This window comes from Streptomyces sp. NPDC001890 (assembly GCF_042891445.1).
In the GTDB taxonomy this organism is placed as follows: Bacteria; Actinomycetota; Actinomycetes; order Streptomycetales; family Streptomycetaceae; genus Streptomyces.
On the sequence record NZ_JBIATE010000040.1, the window covers coordinates 1 to 16,683 of the forward strand.

Below are 16,683 nucleotides of genomic sequence, written 5' to 3' on the forward strand. Positions count from 1 at the left end.
CACCAACCTGATCATCAGCATGCACGGACACATCGTTCCAGACGCCCCGAACTCACACCCGACCAGCTTGACCAAAGACATAGGGGCACCCCCCCGCAGGACGCCCCCGTCCGTCTGCCTCAATCCGCCGCGGTGAGGAACCGGCGGGCACCACGCAGCGTCGTACGCAGCTTCCGCTGGGTGGCACGGCTGTCGAGGCGGATGTCGAGTCCTCCTGGAAGCGCGCTTTCGGCCCGCAGACCCGCGGGCAGGCGGGAGGGGTCGAGTCCGTCGCGCCGGGCGATGAGGATGCCGAGTTCATGACGGCTCACGGCGTCGGTTCCCGCCAGATGCTGAACGCCCTTCGAGTCGTTGCAGGCGAGTTCCAGCAGTGCGGCAGCCAGGTCGGCGACGTGCACCGGGCATCGGATGTCGTCGGTGAACAGGACTCCGTCGCGGGTTCCGGCCGCGAGGCCGTGCACCGCGCGTACGTGCTCGGAGCGCCGGCCGTCGCCGACGATCAGTGAGGTACGGGCGATGACGGCATCGGTGTGCAGGAGGCGGACGCCCGTCTCCGCCGCCGCCTTCGCCGCACCGTACGGAGTGAGAGGGTCGGGGAGGCAGGTTTCGTCGTAGTGGACGCGGGTGCCGGAGAAGACCGCGTCGCTCGATACATGGATCAGCCGGCTGCCGTGCTTCGCCGCGGCCATCGCCAGCCGGACGGGGCCCTCCGCCGTGACCGCCCAGTCGGATCTGCTGCTCGTCGCGTTGATGATCACGCTCGGTTCCACCTCGGCGACGACCGCTTCGACGCGATCGGGGACGCGCAGGTCGAGGGCGTGCCAGGTCGCCTCCGCGGTGCTGCCGGGGCCGGTCGCGAAGGTCGCGGCCGTCGTGTGCCCCGCCGCCACCGCCCGGCGGACCAGCTCGGTCCCCAGGAAACCACTGCCTCCGATGACCAGGAGTGTCATGACGCGACACAGTAGAGGATCGTTCGGTCGGCCGGGGGTTCCGGACTTTCGCCGTACCACCCCGGTTTCGCCCTCTGCCGGGCACGCGGCCGGGTGTGCGAGCACCCGACAATAATTTTGCGCAGCACGCAAACTTGCATAGCATGCACTTCATGAGTGCCGACCATGCCGACACCGCCGAAGACACGGCTCTCGGGCTGCGCGAGCGCAAGAAGCGCGCGACGCGCAACGCGCTCGCGGACGCGGCGCTGCGCATGGCCGCGGACCGCGGGATCGAGAACGTGACCGTGGAAGCGGTCACCGGTGCGGTCGGCGTCTCCGTGCGCACCTTCTTCAACTACTTCCCGTGCCTTGAGGACGCGATCACCCGCCCCAACCAGAACAACGCCGAACGGACCCGCCGCGCGGTGCTCGACGCACCGGCGGAACTCACGGCACTCGACGCCCTGAGTGAGGCGATCGGCCAGGAACTCGCCCACATCGAGGAGGACCACGAACGCTGGGAGCTCCAGATGGCCGTGCTGAGGAAGAGTCCCGCACTGCTGTCCGGATTCCTGGCCGCCCAGGGTGCCGACGAACGCGCACTGGTCGCCGCCGTGGCCGAGCGTCTCGGCCGGGACCCCGATACCGACCTCCGCCCCCGGCTGCTCGCGCTCACGGCGATCGGCGCCGTGCGCGCCGCCGTGGAGCTCTGGGTGGCCTCCGGCCGTACCCGCGCGTTCCAGAGCATCTATCGCGAGGCGTTCGCCTCGCTGGCCGCCGGTCTGAACGACTGAGGCACATCCGAAGGCCCCGCCCGGGGCCGTTCAACCGAGAAACCAGAGATTGAGGAACGCCAGCCGATGAGCGCTGCCGTCACACCCGAAGCCGGCATGGCCGGTGCGCCCGAGGGGGCCGCACCAGCCATGACGCGTCGTCAGATACTCCAGGCCATGTCGGGCCTGATGGCCGGCATGTTCGTGGCCATCCTGGCCTCCACCGTGGTCTCCAACGCACTTCCCCGCATCATCGCCGACCTGCACGGCACCCAGTCCTCGTACACCTGGGTGGTCACCGCGGAGCTTCTCGCGATGACGGCGACCGTTCCGATCTGGGGCAAGCTGTCCGACCTCTACGACAAGAAGCTGCTCATCCAGCTGTCCCTCTCGATGTTCATCGTCGGCTCGCTGGTCGCCGGCTTCTCGCACAGCGTCGGCCTGCTCATCGTGAGCCGTGTGGTGCAGGGCATCGGCGCGGGCGGTCTCACGGCGCTCGCCCAGGTCGTGATGGCGGCGATCATTCCGCCGCGTGAACTCGGCCGCTACTCCGGCATCTTCGGTGCCGTGTTCGCCGTCGGCACCGTCGCGGGACCGCTCATCGGCGGTGTGCTCGTGGACACCTCCTGGCTGGGGTGGCGCTGGTGCTTCTTCATCGGCGTACCGTTCGCGCTGCTCGCGATCGTGCTGCTCCAACTGACCCTGAAGCTGCCCACGGTCCGCCGGGAGGTGAAGATCGACTATCTCGGTGCGGTCCTCATCATGAGCGGGGTCAGCGCCCTGCTGCTGTGGGTGACCCTCGCGGGCAACCGGTTCGACTGGGCGTCGTGGCAGACCGCCGCCCTGGTCACCACCGGTGTGGTCCTGCTGACCGCCGCGGTGGTGGTCGAGTCCAGGGTCCAGGAACCGATCATCCCGCTGGACATCTTCCGCAACCGCACCGTGACGCTGACGACCGTGGCGAGCCTGCTGGTGGGCGTGGCCATGTTCGGTGGCACGGTGTTCCTCTCCCAGTACTTCCAGATCTCGCTCGGCAAGACGCCGACCGTCGCCGGCCTGATGAGCCTGCCGATGATCCTCGGTCTGATGATCTCCACGACGGTCGCCGGGCAGATCATCTCCTCCCGGGGCAAGTGGAAGGGCTTTCTGATCGCGGGCGGCATCATCATGACCGCGGGCATGGGCCTGCTGTCCACGATCAGCGCGGACTCCTCGTTCGGGCTGCTCAGTGTGTACATGGTGGTGCTCGGCGTGGGCGTCGGCATGCTGATGCAGAACCTGGTGCTGGCGGCCCAGAACGACGTTCCCGCGTCGGAGCTGGGTGCGGCGACCTCGGTGCTGTCGTTCTTCCGCAGCCTCGGTGGGGCGATCGGCACGAGCGCGCTGGGTGCCGTGCTCAGCCACCGGGTGGCGAGCGAGATGGCGAAGGGCTTCGGCGGGGCGGCGGGCAACGGGGGCGCCGAGGGCGGCGTTCCCGATCTCTCCAAGCTTCCCGAACCGGCCCGGCAGATCGTCGAGCACGCGTACGGGGTCGCGACCGCGGATGTCTTCCTGATCGGAGCCCCGTTCGCGTTCCTCGCCCTGATCGCGGTGCTGTTCATCAAGGAGAAGCCGCTCAAGACGCAGAGCGGCATGGAGCGGCTCGCGGAAGAGAACGCGGCCGGCGGGAAGTCGCCGGCCGCCCCGGCGCACTGATGCCCGCAGGACAGTGATCCCAGCGGGGCGATGAGACCACCGGCCCCACCGGTCAGCCGATCGGTGGGGCCGGTGGTCTCTGCGGATTCAGCGGGCGGGCGGCGTGGGCCAGGCGCCCGGTTGTGCCGGGCGGTTCGGCCTCTTCCCCTGCGGATTCAGCGGGCGGGAGGCGTGGGCCAGGCGCCCGGTTGTGCCGGGCGGTTCGGTCTCTTCCCGGCCGAGCGGTTGCCGACGAGTGCCTGCCGGATCTGCGCGGCGGTCGCCCGTGCGTGTTCCGAGGTGGAGATCGCCTCGGCGGTGGCGGGGACGAAGCGGTGGGCCGGCCGTCGGCAGTACGGGCAGGGCGCCGCGTCAGCGAGGAGATAGCCGTCCTCGCAGACCCGGTTCGAGCAGTTGGTGGGGCTCACGAGGGCCTCGGCGATCTCCTGGGGTGCCCAGCGGCGGCGGTTCTCCTCGTCGCGTTCGTGGATCGCGTGGGACCAGCGGTTGCTCCAGCGCCTTTCGATCCGGTCGAGGAGCTGGGCGGCCGTCCGGTGGCCGAGCTCCTCGTACAGGATGTCGTGCAAGGTGCGCGGGACGCGGTGCCCGAGTGCCTGGAGCAGTGGCTGGGGGAAGCCCTGCATGATGAAGCGGATCGGATCGTTGCCCGGATTCTGCTTCCACTGCTGGCAGTGGCAGACTCCCCCGTCGGGCAGCGGATTGTGGCAGCGGGTGCACAGTCCGCGGCAGTCCACGCAGAGCCCGTCGTTCAGCCCGTCCAGATGCGGCGCGGGCGCCCGGCCGCATTCGCGGCAGCAGGCCGCGCACAGCCCGCACAACCGCTCGTTGCCCTGCTGAGTCGTCCAGTTCCGCTGCTGGCAGCGGCAGCACAGGCTGGTGTTGCAGTAGTCGCTGTGCTCGCCGTTGTGCCGGCCGAGGGGAGCGAAGGACATGGTGCTTCCTCTTTTCGTGCCCGCGCACGGTCTTGCTCCGTACAGCGTAAGGGCTGCCCCGTGGTCCCCGTGGACAAGGCCCGAACCGGACGGCACGGCTCACAGGAAGCCCTCGTGACCGCACCGGCGGAAGCACACCGGACTCCCGCTCTCAGCCGTTCGCCTCCTCCTTCAGGAAGCGGCGCAGTTCGTGGGCGAGCGCCGACGGGTTGTCCATGGGCACCAGCGTTCCCGCCCCGGGGATCTCGACGTATCGCCCCCGCGGCAGCAGTGCGGCCAGGCGCCGACCGGTCTCGGGCGGCATCATCCGGTCCTCCGCGCCCCAGGCCACCAGCACCGGCCGGTCGAAGTGCCGCAGTCGTTCGGCGGCCCGCAGATAGGTGTCCTTCTCGGTGGAACGCAGAAAGCGGGCGAGGTCCCGGCGGATGGCCCGGTCGGTCAGCAGCGGCCGGTACCAGCGGCGCACCCGCTCGTACGGGATCGAGTGCGCCGTCATTCCGCCCAGCGAGCTGCTCATCGACGCCAGGAAGGGCACCCGGAAGGACTGGAGGAGCAGGAACAGGCCGCCGGGCACCCGGCTCGCGGCCAGGAGTGTGCGGCCCTGGACGCCCGGCGGGTAGTTGTCGAGCGCCTCGCAGGAGGTGAGCACCAGGCGGGCGATGCGCTCGTCGCGTACGCCGGGCAGGAGCTGGGCGGTACCGGCGTCGTTCTGCACCAGCGTGACCTCGCGCAGGTCCAGCCGCTCCAGGAATTCGGCGAGCAGGTCCGCTACGCCCTGTGCCGACAGATCCGCGGACGGCCGCATCGGGTGTCGGTGGCTGCCGAGCGGCAGGACGGGAACCACCACCCGGAAGTCCTCGCGCAGCTCCGCCACGACGGCGTCCCAGACCGATCCGTCGAAAGCGAGCCCGTGGACGAGCACCACGGTCCCGCCAGGACCGTCCCCGGTGTCGGTGTACTCGATGGTTCCGGCACTCAGTTCGATCTCCGGCATCGCATGGCCTCCCCGTGACCGCTACTAGATAGACCGATCTAGTGAGAGACTATCCGGCATGAGGACCACCGGCGACACCAGGCAGCGGATCGTCACCGCCGCCACCGAACTCTTCCGGCGCCAGGGCTACGCGGCGACCGGCATGAAGCAGATCGTCTCGGAGGCCGGAGCCCCGTACGGCTCGGCGTACCACTTCTTCCCCGGAGGCAAGGGCCAGCTCGGCGAGGAGGTGATCCGTACCTCCGGAGCCGCCTACCTGGAGCTGATCGGCACTCTGTTCGCCGACCCCGGGGCGGATCCGGCAGCCGCCACCGCTGCCGCCTTCACGGGCGCGGCCGAGACCCTCCGGGAACTGGACTTCACCGACCCGTGCCCGATCGCCACCGTGGCCCTGGAGGTCGCCGGCACGCACGAGGGGCTGCGTCGCGCGACGGCTGACGTCTTCGCCTCGTGGATCGAGGCCCTCGCCGGCTTCTACGCCGCGGCGGGCATCGGGGCGGACACCGCCCGGGACACCGCGGGCTCGGTGATCGCCCTGCTGGAAGGTGCCTTCATGCTCGCCCGCGCGGCCCACGACACGGCCCCGGTCCTCGCCGCGGCGCGGGCGTCCGCCGCCATCGTCCGTGACGCGCTGGGGCCGGCCGAATGACGCGGGGCCGCCCCGTGCCGGCCCGGCCCCGGAGCCGTTGATCGCAGTGCTCGTTCTCCAGGGCCTCCCGCAGCCGCGCGCGGCCCATGGGAGAGGATGCACGCCACCTGCACCAGCGAGGCCATGCGGAGGCACACAGTGGGAAAGCCGGAGCCCGTCGACCTGATTCATCTGGCGGACGCAGCCGGGAACCAGTGCGTCGTGCGCGTCACCGGGCGCCACCAGCCCGGCGTGCTGCCCGGACACGACACCCTGTGCGCCGACGTCCTGTTGTCCGCCGACTTCCTCGACGCACGGCTCGCTCTCCGGCTCTCCCAGCGGGATCTCACCACCTGGTCGCAGCAGTTGGCCGCCCTGGCACCCGGGGACATGGCGGAACTCGGCGGCGGCCGAGGACTGCAGCTCGTTCTTCGCGTCAACGAGGACCGGTCCGTGAGCGTGACGATCCACGACCCCGACCGGCTCTCCGCACTGTTCGCGATCCAGCCGCACGACGACTGGGTCCAGGACCATCGGGACCGCCTGGAGCACGTTCGCCGGGTCTGGCCCAGCGAGGTCGTCGAGGCCGTTCCGATGGTCTACGAGTGGAGCCCGGTCCGCGGCGACTGAGCCGGCGGCCTCCGCCCCGACGAAGTCGGAACGCGACAGGGCGACGTCCGATTTCCGCCAGCTCCGGGACGGGCGTCTGCGGATGCTGGAGCCATGACCACGACTTACGAGGTGCGGGCCATCGACCCCGCCGTACTGAAGCGACTGCGGGAACGGGACGACGCCGGCCGGACCCGGACGCCCCTCACCGATCCGGAGGGCGGTGCCCCGCTGCGCTGCTGTCTGCGGCACAGCGAGGCGGGTGAGCGCATCGTCCTCGTCTCCTACGCGCCGTTGCGTCGCTGGGCGGTGGAGACGGACGCCGAGCCCGGCCCGTACGACGAGTGCGGTCCGGTCTTCGTCCACGCCGAGGAGTGCGACGGACCGGCTTCCGGCGCCGGTTATCCGGCCGAGCTGCACGGTGCCCGCCGGGTACTGCGGGCCTACGACAGCCGGGGGCACATCCTCGGCGGGCGGCTGATCGAGTTCCCCAAGGAGCGGGCGGCCGAGGTGGACGACGCACTGCACGAGGTCTTCGCGGATCCGGCAGTGGCCCTCGTGCACGTCCGCGCGGTGGAGTTCGGCTGTTTCATGGTCGAGGCGCGCCGCCGGTAGCCGAGTCGGGGCAGGAGGCGGGTTTCCGCGGCCGGAATCATGTGCCTGCACCGCCGACGGCGCGGGCACACGTTTCCGGTGCCGCCAGGGGGTGGGAGCACTCGGGTCTGCGACAGCCCCGTCCACCAACGCTGCGCAGTAACTCCACCTCCCCGGCGGCACGCCCAGCCTGCCGCACCGCACGGTGCCGTGACGCGTGTTGAACCGCGGGTCAGTACACGTATCTGTGCCGCCGGACCCGTCTCACCCCGTTGGCGTCGGCATACGTACCGGTGGCGGAACGGGTATACGTACGGCTGTGGGCGGAGCCCTGCACCGGCGCGGGGCACGGGACAGCCCTCAGGGGCTCAGCACCGACGCGATCTCCGTGCGTGAATCGATCGCGAGCTTGGTGAGAATGCGCTCGACATGGGTGTCCGCGGTCCGCTTGGAGATCACCAGCTGCTCGGCGACCTCCCGGTTGGACAGCCCGCGCACGACCAGCGTGGCGACTTCCCGTTCACGCGGGGTGAGTACGTCGACCGCCGTGGACCCCTGCCGGCTGCGGGGCAGGCGCCCCGCGGAGAGCGGGCTGTCGGTGTCCGCCCGTACCGCGTGCAGGATCTCGGTGCCCGACAGCCGTGACCCCACGCCGTGCCAGCGTTCGTACTCCGCGTCTCCCAGCGCGTCCCGCAGGGCGTTGCGGGTCGTCTCCTGCTGGTCCAGCAGGGACGCCAGCATGGCCACGGGGTCGCCGCTGAGCCGCCGCGCTCCTTCCGCGTACCCCAGCAGCCACGCCGCCCTGACGTAGCGTTCCTGTTCTGCGGCGTGCCAGGCCAGCCCCAGGCAGCAGAGCGCGGCGACCAGCACGTCATCGATCTCGCTGATGGCGTCCAGGGACTGCCGCAGCGCTTCGGCGGCCTCCTCGTGGCGACCGGCGAGCCAGAGGATGAAGCCCTCCGCCAGGAGTGTGGATCCGTAGAACTGGCGGTCACCCGTGCCGTCCAGATGGGCCAGCCCCACCTCGCACAGCTCCAGCGCCCCGTCGGTGTCCCCGAGCACCGCGCGCAGCAACGCGCCTTCGTAGTGGACCATGCTGATGCCCAGTGAGTCGCCCACGGCGACGATCCGCCGACGCCCCTGTTCCAGCTCGGCCAGTCCCTCGTCGATCTCGCCGCAGAGCGCCCGCATCGATCCGATGTACGGCTCCGTGAACAGTGCCACGCGCTGTTCGTCGCAGTTCAGCGCGGCCTCCCGCGCCTGCTGGAAGAAGGTCGGCGCGGCAGCGAGATCGGCGGTCCAGGTGGCGAACACTCCGTTCATGAACAGGCCCCAGGCCCGCTCCGAGCAGTCCTCGGGCACCAGGCGGAGCCCCTTGTCGATCCAGTACCGCCCCTCGGAGAGGGTGCCGGTCGCCCTCCAGTGCGGGGCGAGCTGCGCTGCCAGGCTCAGCCCTTCCGCCGCACGGTCCGCAATCGTGAAGGCGTACTTCATCGCGGCCCGGATGTCGGCGATCCGGCTGCGCACCGCGCGGTGGAGCTCGGCCTGGGCCGGAGTGATGAGTTCGGCCCACAGGCGCCCGGCCGTGTCCCGGTGGTACTCGAAGTGCCGCCCGCGCACGGCGGCCGCGTTGCTCTCCTCGTCGAGGCGCTCGGCACCGTACTCCCGGATCGTGTCCAGGAACCGGTATCGCGCCCCGTCCTCGCCGACGCGCTGCACGACCGACTTGTCCACCAGGCCGAACAGCGCCTCCAGGACGGCATCGGACGGGAGCCCTTCGCCCCCGCCCACCTGTTCCGCGGCCGCCAGGTCGAAGGGCCCGGCGAAGACGGACAGGCGTGCCCACAGCAGCCGCTCCGCCGGTGTGCAGAGATCGTAGGACCAGCCGATGGTGGTACGGAGCGTCTGGTGCCGGGCGCAGGCCGCGCGCTGCCCGCCGGTGAACACCTCGAACCGACGATCCAGCCGGGCCACCAGCTCGGCAAGGGGGGCGACCCGCAGCCGTACGGCGGCCAGTTCGAGAGCGAGCGGGATTCTGTCGAGCCGTTCGACGAGCGCCAGCGTCTGTGTCCGGTTGGCCTCGGTGACGGTCCAGCCCGGCAGGACGCGGGCGGCTCGCTGTGTGAACAGCTCCACGGCGTCGTCCACTCCGAGCGGGGCGATCGGCATCGTTCGCTCGTCGGCCAGGTCGAGGGGCTGCCGGCTGGTGGCCAGTACGCACACCTCGGCGGCCTCGCGCAGCAGGACGTCGCAGAGGACGGCGCAGGCGTCGACCATGTGCTCGCAGGTGTCGAGCACGATGAGCAGTTGCTGTCCCTTGAGATGGGCGACGACCGCGTCCAGGGGTTCCAGCCCAGCCTGGTCCGGGACGCCCAGCACGGTGGCCAGCGTCGCGGGTACCAGTTCGGGGTCGGACAGGGCCGACAGCTCGGCCAGCCACACCCCGTCCGGGAACCGTTCCCGCAGGCCCTCCGCCGCGCGCAGAGCGGTGCGGCTCTTGCCGACACCACCGGGGCCCACCAGGGTGACGAGCCGTACTGCGCGGAAGGCCTCCTGGATCAGCGAGATCTCCTCGGCACGTCCGACGAAGCTGGTCCGCTCGGCGGGGGGTTGCCCGCTGCGCCGCTGCCCGAAGCCGAATCCCATGGCGTCCCCGTGATGCTCAAGTCCCGCACCTTCGCAAGACGTGAGCACAGTGTAGATGCGCGACTGCGGAGAGTTGCCGCCGTTCGAGTGGATACGCGACGGCGGCGAGGGACCGGGGCGGGAGGGACGTGCCGGGGTGCGGGCGGGGGTACGGGGGGGCCATCCGCCGCGCCCGCGCCTCTCCCGTACCCCCGGCCCCTCCCGGCTCGACGCGCTCAGTCGGTGTTCCGGTCCTCCCGGCCCTCCGCCACCAGGACGATCTTCCCCGTGGTCCGCTCGTTCTCCAGCAGGGCGTGCGCTTCGGCGGCCTTCGCCAGCGGGAACGTCGCGTGGATCTGCGGCCTCAGCGCGCCGGAGGCCGCCAGGTCCGCGATGGCCTTCATTCCGGCGTGGTCCGCCTGGACTCCGATCATCCGGACACGACCGCCCTGACCGGCCTCGCGCTCCGCGGCGTCGGCCGCTCCGTTGGGCACTGTCGTGACCATCGTGCCGTCGGGGCGCAGAATCGACAGCGAGCGGGACCGGATGTCCCCGGAGAGCGTGTCGAGGACGAAGTCCACTTCACCGACCGTCTCGGCGAAGTCGGTGGTGGCGTTGTCCACCACTTCGTCCGCGCCGAGGCCGCGCACGAACTCCTGGCGGTCCTTCCCGAGCACCGTGCCGATGACGTGGGCGCCGCGCGCCTTGGCGATCTGGACCGCGAGGTGCCCGACACCGCCGGATGCCGCGTGGATGAGAGCCCGCTGTCCGGGGCGCAGGCCGGCCGTGTCGACGATGGCCTGGTACGCGGTGAGGGCGGCCAGCGGCAGCGCGGCCGCCCGGACGTGATCGAGCTCGGCCGGCTTCCGGGCGAAGGAGCGTGCGGGGCCGACCACGTACTCGGCGTACGCGCCGACACCGTACGGGTAGGGCAGCATGCCGAAGACCTCGTCGCCCGGCTGGAAGATGGTGACGCCGAGGCCCACCGACTCGACGACTCCGGAGACGTCCCATCCCAGGGTGAGGGGAAGGTCGTTCAGAAAGAGCCCTCCGGCGCGGTGCTGGCAGTCGGTGGGGTTGACGCCCGCCGCGCGCACCGCGATGCGGATCTCTCCGACATCCGGCACCGGCATGGGCACGGTCGCTTCCTTCAGGACCTCCGGTCCGCCGAATTCGTCCTGGCGGATGGCACGCATGGTCGGCACGTCGGTGTTCGTGTTGCTTTCGTTCATGGTTTCCAGCATCGAGTCGGACCCACGGGCCCGCCATGGCACAAATGCCATTCTTCAATAGAATCGTGCCATGGCACATCGGATCGTCGTACTGGCTATGGACGGGGTCTACCCCTTCGACCTGGGCATCCCCAGCCGGATCTTCGGCGCGGCGGGTGACCGGTACGAGGTACTGACCTGCAGTGTCGACGGTCGCCCGGTGCGCACCAACGCGGACTTCTCGATCATGGTGGAGCACGGCCCCGAGGTGCTGGGCACGGCGGACACCTTGGTGATCCCGCCCATCGATCCCTCCTGCGTCGTGCGCGAGCTCCCGCCGCCCGTGGCGGCAGCCCTTGCCGCGGTGCCGTCCGGCACGCGCATGGTGTCCATCTGCACCGGTGCGTTCGTACTGGCCGCCGCCGGGCTGCTCGACGGCCGCCGGGCCACCACCCACTGGGACCTGAGCGGATGCCTCCGCGAGTGGTTCCCTCGCGTCCAGCTGGATCCGAAGGTCCTGTTCGTGGACGACGGCGATGTGCTGACCGCGGCGGGGGCCGCGGCCGGGGTCGACGTGTGCCTGCATCTGGTGCGTACGGACCACGGCAGCGCGGTCGCCAACCAGGTGGCCAGGCACTGTGTGGTGCCGCCGTGGCGGGAGGGCGGGCAGGCGCAGTTCATCGACCAGCCGGTACCGGAGCCGACCGGGCAGAGTACTTCCGCCACCCGTCAGTGGGCGCTGGAGCGGCTGCACGAACCGCTGGCCCTCACCGACCTCGCCGCCCACGCCCGGATGAGCCGCCGCACCTTCGCCCGGCGCTTCCAGAACGAGGTGGGGGTCAGCCCGGGGCGCTGGCTGACCCAGCAGCGCGTCGCCCGGGCCCGGCACCTCCTGGAATCCACCGACCTGCCCGTGGACGAAGTCGCCACTCGGACCGGGTTCGGGAGTGACACCTCGCTGCGCCAGCACCTGCACGCGGCCATCGGTGTCCCCCCGCTCACCTACCGCAGGACATTCCGCGGAGCGGCCACGGCCGGCACCAGGGCCTGACGAAGGCGGGGGCCGGGGCCGGGGTCGGAGCCCAGGTGAAAGTGGCTCAGGCCGCCCTGGGATCCGTGATGTGTCCGCGGTCCATGGTGAGCCGGGCGCCGGTGAACCGGGACCGCATCCGGCGGTCGTGGGTGACGACGACCACGGCACCCCGGAAGTCCACCAGTGCCTGCTCCAGTTCCTCGACGAGCACCGGGGTGAGGTGGTTGGTGGGCTCGTCCAGCAACAGCAGGTCCGTCGGTTCGCTCACCAGCCGCGCGATCTCGATCCGGCGCCGCTGTCCGTACGACAGGTCCTTCACCCGTCGCCGTAGGTCGGACGGGCCGAACAGCCCCAGGGAGAGCAGCTTTTCGGCGTGGTCCTGCAAGTAGCCGGCCCGGCCGTGGGCGAAGGCCCGCAGCGTGGTCAGTTCCGGCGGCCAGGGTGTCCCGTCCTGCCGCAGGTGCCCGACGCGGCAGCCGAGGCGCACCGAGCCGCTGTCCGGTTCCAGCTCCTCGGAAAGCACCCGCAGCAGGGTGGACTTGCCCGCGCCGTTCGGACCGGTGATCAGCAGCCGCTCGCCCGGCCTGATCCGCAGGGAGCCGACGGACAGCCGGTCCGCGACCCGCACGTCGGTGAGTTCGGCCACCGCCTCCTCCTCAGCCGCCCGAGGGTCCACGGATTCGATGCGGGCCGCGAAGGAAAGCGGGGCCGCGGGGGCGTGGACCGGGTTCTCGGTCAGCTGGGCCACTCGTTGCTTGGCGTTGCGGATCCGCACCATCGCGCCGTGGTCGCGTCCGCGCCTGCGGTACGCGCCGTGGCCGAACACGGACAGCGGCGTCTTGCGCGGGATGTTGTCCATCCGCGCCACGTTGGAGGCGATCAGCCCCTGGTTCCGGTCGAGTTCGGCGCACCACTCCTCGTACTCCCGCAGCCGCCGCGCGCGTTCCACGGCCTTGGCCGTCAGATACCCCTCGTAGCCGTCGCCGTAGCGGGTCACGCGGCCGGAGCCGACCTCCAGGATCGTGGTGGTGAGCCGGTCGAGGAACACCCGGTCGTGGGTGACCGCGATCACCGTGCCGCGATGGCCCCGCAAGTGGTCCTCCAGCCATTCCATCGCCCCGTCGTCGAGGTCGTTGGTCGGCTCGTCGAGCAGCAGCAGTTCCGGTGCCGAGGCCAGGGTCGCCGCGAGTGCCAGCCGGGAGCGCTCGCCGCCGGAGAGGGCACTGAGCCTGCGGTCGCGGTCCAGGCCCGGCAGTCCGAGGCCGTGCAGCGCGACCTCCACCCGTGTGTCGGCCTCGTAGCCGCCACGCGCCTGGTACCGCTCGATGAGGCCGGAGTAGCGCCGGAGGATGGCGGACAGCTCCGGTGCGGGGCCGTCCGCGTCGTGCTCGGCCAGTTCCGCCTCCGCCCGGCGCATCGCCGCTTCGAGCTCGCGCAGGTCGGACAGGGCCAGGTCGACGGCGTCCTGGACAGTGGCGTCGAGCGGCAGCTCCAGCGTCTGCGCCAGGTGGCCGATGCCGCCGGGAGCGACCACGGTGAGCATGCCGTTGTCGGGCTGCTCACGGCCGGCGAGGACCTTGAGCAGTGTGGACTTGCCGGATCCGTTGTCGCCGATCACGCCGACCTTCTCGCCCGGCTTGATGCTGAAACCGACCCGGTCGAGCACGATGCGGTCGTGGTAACGCTTGGTGATGTCATGGAGGGCGAATTGCGCAATGGACACGCGGGTGTCTCCTGTTTCCAGATGAGGACGGGTGAATGCGTGAGCGCGCGCCGGACGGTACGGCCGAAGAATGCGGCACAACCGGAGAGGACCGGCACCAGGGCCGCCGCGACGCTCGGAAGCGGCGCGGGCGAAACCGGTGCGGTGGTGTATCAGCAGCACGCTGCTGGATGCGGCGACGGAGTCCAGCTCAACGCCGCGCATCCTCATCTGTCACAGAGTTCCCATGGAGTGAACCATAGGCGGGGGCCGGTGACCCGGCAAGGGACTTCGGGCCCCACCGGCCCGCGGTTCGGCGGGCCGATGCCTCGGCGGACGGGCCGACACCGTGCACGGTGGGTGCGGGAGTTGCTGTCATGGGCCGGACACGGTGAAGAGCGCGCCGTCCGGGTCGCGGATGACGAAGGCGTCCTTCGACGGGTCGTCGAGTGCGGGAACCAATGACGACTCACCGCCGGCATCGTTGGCGGCGGCTGCGGCGCGTGCGCTGTCCTCGACGCGGAAGTCGACGATCCAGCGGGGCCGGATCCGGGGGTCCGCGGCGGCTTCGATGCCTCCGCCGCGCAGGGTGGCAACGGTTCGCCCTTCGAGCTTGACGAGAACGTGGTCCTGCGCGTATTCGACCGTGCAGCCACCGGGCGGTTCGGCCCAGTCGAAGATCCCCGCGTAGAAGATCGCCGCCTCGAAGGCGTGGCGGGTCTGCAGGTCCAGGCGCGCGGGAGCGCTGCCCTGCCCCACGGACCAGGCGAGGGCCGTGCCTTCCCAGAGTCCGAAGACGGCCCCGTCCCGGTCGGCGGCGATCGCCGCGCGCCCATCGGCCAGTTTCACCGGCCCGACGGCGAGTGTGGCGCCGCGCTCCCTGACCCGGTCGGCGGTCTCGTCCGCGTCGTCCACGGCGAAGTACGGGGTCCAGACGGCGGGCGGACTGGCGGCGGGGCCGCAGCATCCGATCCCGGCCACGGGGCGGTCGTGCGCCATGGCCACGGAGAAGTTGCTGCCGAGGCTGCTGGCCACGAAATCCCAGCCCATGACGTCGGCGTAGAAGCCCTGGGTCGCGTGCAGATCGTGAGTCATCAGGCTGACCCAGCAGGGAGCGCCGTTTACGTGCCTGATCCTTCCGAGGGTCGGCATTCGATGCTCCTTCGGGTCTCTCGTCGCTGCCGATGTCCCACGGGTCGCGCCTCGATCCGTGTGCACGACTCGTCCACGTCGAACCGGCCTCGCCGTGGGTTCCGCGATCGATCGCCTCCCATACCAAGGGCTCGGCGCTGCCTCCGTCACCGAGCGTCGTACCGGGTTGGCCGGTCGGTGACGGACGTGCTGGCGATCGGCAGGCCGAGTTCGTGATCTAACGGTGTACCTCAGACCGCTCCGCCGCACCTCAGCGCTCCCGCCCCCGCGCCCGATCCCACACCGCCGGCCGGTGCGGGAGCCCGGCGCCGGCCGGCGGTCGGCGTGGATCCGATCACTCCGCGGACGGGCGCGGACGGTGCTCGGGCAACCAGTCCTCGGCGTACGCGACGGCCTCGGCCAAGCCGAACAGCCGGGCCTCCGCACCGCCCACCGTGCCCCGTACCACCGGGCGTTCCTTCTCGAAGGCCGCACCCAGTTCATCGAAGCGGTCCGAAGTGAACGAGGTGTCACGCACGGTTGCCCAGGCGCGGCCCTGCGGAGTCATGACGGCGAAGGAGTTGTCCACCTGCGAGGAAGGGACCCGGTACTCGGCGAGGTGGAACGCCGTGCAGGAATCGAAGCCCGCGCCCAGGAGAAGAACCCGCGCCCCTGCCTCTTCCAGCCGGGCGAGGGGGCTGTGCTCGCCGAGCCGGCAGTCGAGCGCGTGGGCGTCCACGATCGCTGATGCGCGTGGGCCCACGGCCGCGAAGGAGGTCTGCGGATGACAACTGCGGAGGGCGCCCGGCCAGTTGCGTACGGTCTCCGGGATGATGCCGACGCCGAGGGTGGGAGTGGTCCGGGCGTCGAAGGCCGGAATCGAGGCGCGGATGTCCGCCCACCATGCCTCGGGCACGGGCGGGTTCTGCCAGTACGCCGGATCCGAATTGTCGCCGGAGTGGGTGGGCACCACCAGGGTCCCACTGTCGCCGAGAACGTCGAGCAGCGCCATGACGACGGTGCCGGGACCGCCGCAGACCCAGCCGAGCGAGCTGAGCGAGGAATGCACGAGGAGGACCTCACCGTCGCGCAGGCCCATTGCGCGGAGGTCGGAGGCGAGCGAATCACGGGTACACATCGGGCCGGAGGGAGGCTTGATAGGCATGAACAGTCAGTGTCCAGGCACCGATCGGCCTGGACCACTGCTTTTCGGCGCGGGTCGGCCGGCCGACGTCGGGGGCGGGGTCGGGGTCGGGGTCGGTGGCGACCGGGCCGTCCTTCGGGTCAGGGCGCGTTTCGCGCGCGGTGTCGGCGTACCGCGTCGCGGTTGGCGCACTGCCGGGAGCAGTAGCGCTGCCGCCCGGTGCGGGAGGTGTCGGCGAAGATCACGGCGCACTCGGTGACGGCGCACCGCCGGAGCCGTCGCATGCCCCGCCCCGCCAGGTGCAGGGCCGTGCCGACGGAGATCAGGGAGAACAGCAGCGGGCCGAGCGGCTGCCGGTCGTCCCGGTAGTGCAGGTGCCAGCCGTCCTCGGCGTGGTCGGTCAGCCTCGGGTGGGCGGCGGCCGCCGCCAGCATCCGGTTGAGCAACTCGGCGCGCTCGTACTCCTCTTCGGCGTCGACGACCTTCTCCCAGGCGTCCAGCACTTCCTGGGTGCGGTCGAGATCCTGTGCCGTGACCGGAAGCTCCACCACCAGGCCGGCGGCGCGGCAGCGGGCGGCGAGTTCGTCGGCGCTCGCAGGGCGCCGGTTGGCCAGGTCCGCGGCCAGCTTCACAACATCCGCGCCGTAAGGGTTGAGGTGCATAAGACCATTACATCAGTG

At 71.0% G+C, this 16,683-nt stretch carries 15 protein-coding genes; 6 read left to right on the forward strand and 9 right to left on the reverse strand.

Annotated elements, in window-relative coordinates; genetic code table 11:
* Window positions 1–119 precede the first annotated feature (119 nt).
* Window positions 120–950 (reverse strand): SDR family oxidoreductase, encoded by an 831-nt coding sequence (locus tag ACFYY1_RS40010; protein ID WP_388594741.1) that lies wholly within the window; start codon window positions 948–950, stop codon window positions 120–122.
* A 152-nt stretch (window positions 951–1,102) separates the two neighbouring features.
* On the opposite strand from ACFYY1_RS40010, the gene ACFYY1_RS40015 reads away from it, so the two are divergent.
* Together ACFYY1_RS40015 and ACFYY1_RS40020 are read left to right on the forward strand one after the other, a co-directional pair.
* Complete coding sequence (locus tag ACFYY1_RS40015) at window positions 1,103–1,726, forward strand: TetR family transcriptional regulator (RefSeq protein ID WP_388594742.1); 624 nt, start codon at window positions 1,103–1,105, stop codon at window positions 1,724–1,726.
* 66 nt (window positions 1,727–1,792) lie between these two features.
* Window positions 1,793–3,400 carry an MDR family MFS transporter gene (locus tag ACFYY1_RS40020; protein WP_388594744.1) on the forward strand — a complete coding sequence of 536 codons (1,608 nt, stop codon included), beginning with the start codon at window positions 1,793–1,795 and terminating at the stop codon, window positions 3,398–3,400.
* A gap of 155 nt (window positions 3,401–3,555) precedes the next feature.
* Here ACFYY1_RS40020 and ACFYY1_RS40025 read toward each other — a convergent pair whose 3' ends face one another.
* Both ACFYY1_RS40025 and ACFYY1_RS40030 read right to left on the reverse strand, forming a co-directional pair.
* Window positions 3,556–4,332, reverse strand: coding sequence for a hypothetical protein (locus ACFYY1_RS40025; RefSeq protein WP_388594746.1), 777 nt, complete (start codon window positions 4,330–4,332; stop codon window positions 3,556–3,558).
* 151 nt (window positions 4,333–4,483) lie between these two features.
* Complete coding sequence (locus tag ACFYY1_RS40030) at window positions 4,484–5,326, reverse strand: alpha/beta fold hydrolase (RefSeq protein ID WP_388594748.1); 843 nt, start codon at window positions 5,324–5,326, stop codon at window positions 4,484–4,486.
* A gap of 58 nt (window positions 5,327–5,384) precedes the next feature.
* Here ACFYY1_RS40030 and ACFYY1_RS40035 point away from each other — a divergent pair, with 58 nt between their 5' ends.
* The 3 genes from ACFYY1_RS40035 to ACFYY1_RS40045 all read left to right on the forward strand — a co-directional run bounded on the left by ACFYY1_RS40035 (window position 5,385) and on the right by ACFYY1_RS40045 (window position 7,178).
* Window positions 5,385–5,975: a TetR/AcrR family transcriptional regulator gene (locus ACFYY1_RS40035; RefSeq protein WP_388594750.1), complete on the forward strand. Its 591-nt coding sequence runs from the start codon at window positions 5,385–5,387 to the stop codon at window positions 5,973–5,975.
* A 123-nt stretch (window positions 5,976–6,098) separates the two neighbouring features.
* A complete protein-coding gene (locus tag ACFYY1_RS40040) occupies window positions 6,099–6,584 on the forward strand; it encodes a DUF5959 family protein (RefSeq protein ID WP_388594751.1) in 486 nt (161 codons plus the stop codon).
* 93 nt (window positions 6,585–6,677) lie between these two features.
* On the forward strand, window positions 6,678–7,178 hold the full coding sequence (locus tag ACFYY1_RS40045) for a DUF1203 domain-containing protein (protein WP_388594753.1): 501 nt from the start codon (window positions 6,678–6,680) through the stop codon (window positions 7,176–7,178).
* Window positions 7,179–7,517: 339 nt separating this feature from the next.
* Here ACFYY1_RS40045 and ACFYY1_RS40050 read toward each other — a convergent pair whose 3' ends face one another.
* On the reverse strand, window positions 7,518–9,803 hold the full coding sequence (locus tag ACFYY1_RS40050) for an ATP-binding protein (RefSeq protein ID WP_388594755.1): 2,286 nt from the start codon (window positions 9,801–9,803) through the stop codon (window positions 7,518–7,520).
* Window positions 9,804–10,018: 215 nt separating this feature from the next.
* Window positions 10,019–10,978 carry an NADP-dependent oxidoreductase gene (locus tag ACFYY1_RS40055; protein WP_388594807.1) on the reverse strand — a complete coding sequence of 320 codons (960 nt, stop codon included), beginning with the start codon at window positions 10,976–10,978 and terminating at the stop codon, window positions 10,019–10,021.
* Between the two features lie 106 nt (window positions 10,979–11,084).
* On the opposite strand from ACFYY1_RS40055, the gene ACFYY1_RS40060 reads away from it, so the two are divergent.
* Entirely contained in the window at window positions 11,085–12,044 is a 960-nt protein-coding gene (locus ACFYY1_RS40060; protein ID WP_388594757.1) for a GlxA family transcriptional regulator, read from the forward strand.
* A gap of 46 nt (window positions 12,045–12,090) precedes the next feature.
* Here ACFYY1_RS40060 and ACFYY1_RS40065 read toward each other — a convergent pair whose 3' ends face one another.
* The 4 genes from ACFYY1_RS40065 to ACFYY1_RS40080 form a co-directional block, all read right to left on the reverse strand.
* A complete protein-coding gene (locus ACFYY1_RS40065) occupies window positions 12,091–13,749 on the reverse strand; it encodes a TlrC/CarA/OleB/SrmB family ABC-F type ribosomal protection protein (RefSeq protein ID WP_388594759.1) in 1,659 nt (552 codons plus the stop codon).
* A 354-nt stretch (window positions 13,750–14,103) separates the two neighbouring features.
* Complete coding sequence (locus ACFYY1_RS40070; protein WP_388594760.1) at window positions 14,104–14,823, reverse strand: VOC family protein; 720 nt, start codon at window positions 14,821–14,823, stop codon at window positions 14,104–14,106.
* 391 nt (window positions 14,824–15,214) lie between these two features.
* A complete protein-coding gene (locus ACFYY1_RS40075; protein WP_388594762.1) occupies window positions 15,215–16,024 on the reverse strand; it encodes an aminoglycoside N(3)-acetyltransferase in 810 nt (269 codons plus the stop codon).
* 119 nt (window positions 16,025–16,143) lie between these two features.
* The gene (locus tag ACFYY1_RS40080; protein WP_388594763.1) at window positions 16,144–16,665 is read right to left on the reverse strand and encodes a CGNR zinc finger domain-containing protein; all 522 of its coding nucleotides are present in this window, start codon (window positions 16,663–16,665) and stop codon (window positions 16,144–16,146) included.
* Window positions 16,666–16,683: the final 18 nt, after the last annotated feature.

What these genes read in the sequence shown, in the direction of transcription:
- ACFYY1_RS40055 (WP_388594807.1), bottom strand. Translation starts at nt 10,978, where the DNA reads ATGCGTGCCATCCGCCAGGACGAATTCGGCGGACCGGAGGTCCTGAAG.
- ACFYY1_RS40045 (WP_388594753.1), top strand. Translation starts at nt 6,678, where the DNA reads ATGACCACGACTTACGAGGTGCGGGCCATCGACCCCGCCGTACTGAAG.
- ACFYY1_RS40030 (WP_388594748.1), bottom strand. Translation starts at nt 5,326, where the DNA reads ATGCCGGAGATCGAACTGAGTGCCGGAACCATCGAGTACACCGACACC.
- ACFYY1_RS40020 (WP_388594744.1), top strand. Translation starts at nt 1,793, where the DNA reads ATGAGCGCTGCCGTCACACCCGAAGCCGGCATGGCCGGTGCGCCCGAG.
- ACFYY1_RS40050 (WP_388594755.1), bottom strand. Translation starts at nt 9,803, where the DNA reads ATGGGATTCGGCTTCGGGCAGCGGCGCAGCGGGCAACCCCCCGCCGAG.
- ACFYY1_RS40025 (WP_388594746.1), bottom strand. Translation starts at nt 4,332, where the DNA reads ATGTCCTTCGCTCCCCTCGGCCGGCACAACGGCGAGCACAGCGACTAC.
- ACFYY1_RS40015 (WP_388594742.1), top strand. Translation starts at nt 1,103, where the DNA reads ATGAGTGCCGACCATGCCGACACCGCCGAAGACACGGCTCTCGGGCTG.
- ACFYY1_RS40060 (WP_388594757.1), top strand. Translation starts at nt 11,085, where the DNA reads ATGGCACATCGGATCGTCGTACTGGCTATGGACGGGGTCTACCCCTTC.
- ACFYY1_RS40075 (WP_388594762.1), bottom strand. Translation starts at nt 16,024, where the DNA reads ATGCCTATCAAGCCTCCCTCCGGCCCGATGTGTACCCGTGATTCGCTC.
- ACFYY1_RS40080 (WP_388594763.1), bottom strand. Translation starts at nt 16,665, where the DNA reads ATGCACCTCAACCCTTACGGCGCGGATGTTGTGAAGCTGGCCGCGGAC.
- ACFYY1_RS40035 (WP_388594750.1), top strand. Translation starts at nt 5,385, where the DNA reads ATGAGGACCACCGGCGACACCAGGCAGCGGATCGTCACCGCCGCCACC.
- ACFYY1_RS40010 (WP_388594741.1), bottom strand. Translation starts at nt 950, where the DNA reads ATGACACTCCTGGTCATCGGAGGCAGTGGTTTCCTGGGGACCGAGCTG.
- ACFYY1_RS40070 (WP_388594760.1), bottom strand. Translation starts at nt 14,823, where the DNA reads ATGACTCACGATCTGCACGCGACCCAGGGCTTCTACGCCGACGTCATG.
- ACFYY1_RS40040 (WP_388594751.1), top strand. Translation starts at nt 6,099, where the DNA reads ATGCGGAGGCACACAGTGGGAAAGCCGGAGCCCGTCGACCTGATTCAT.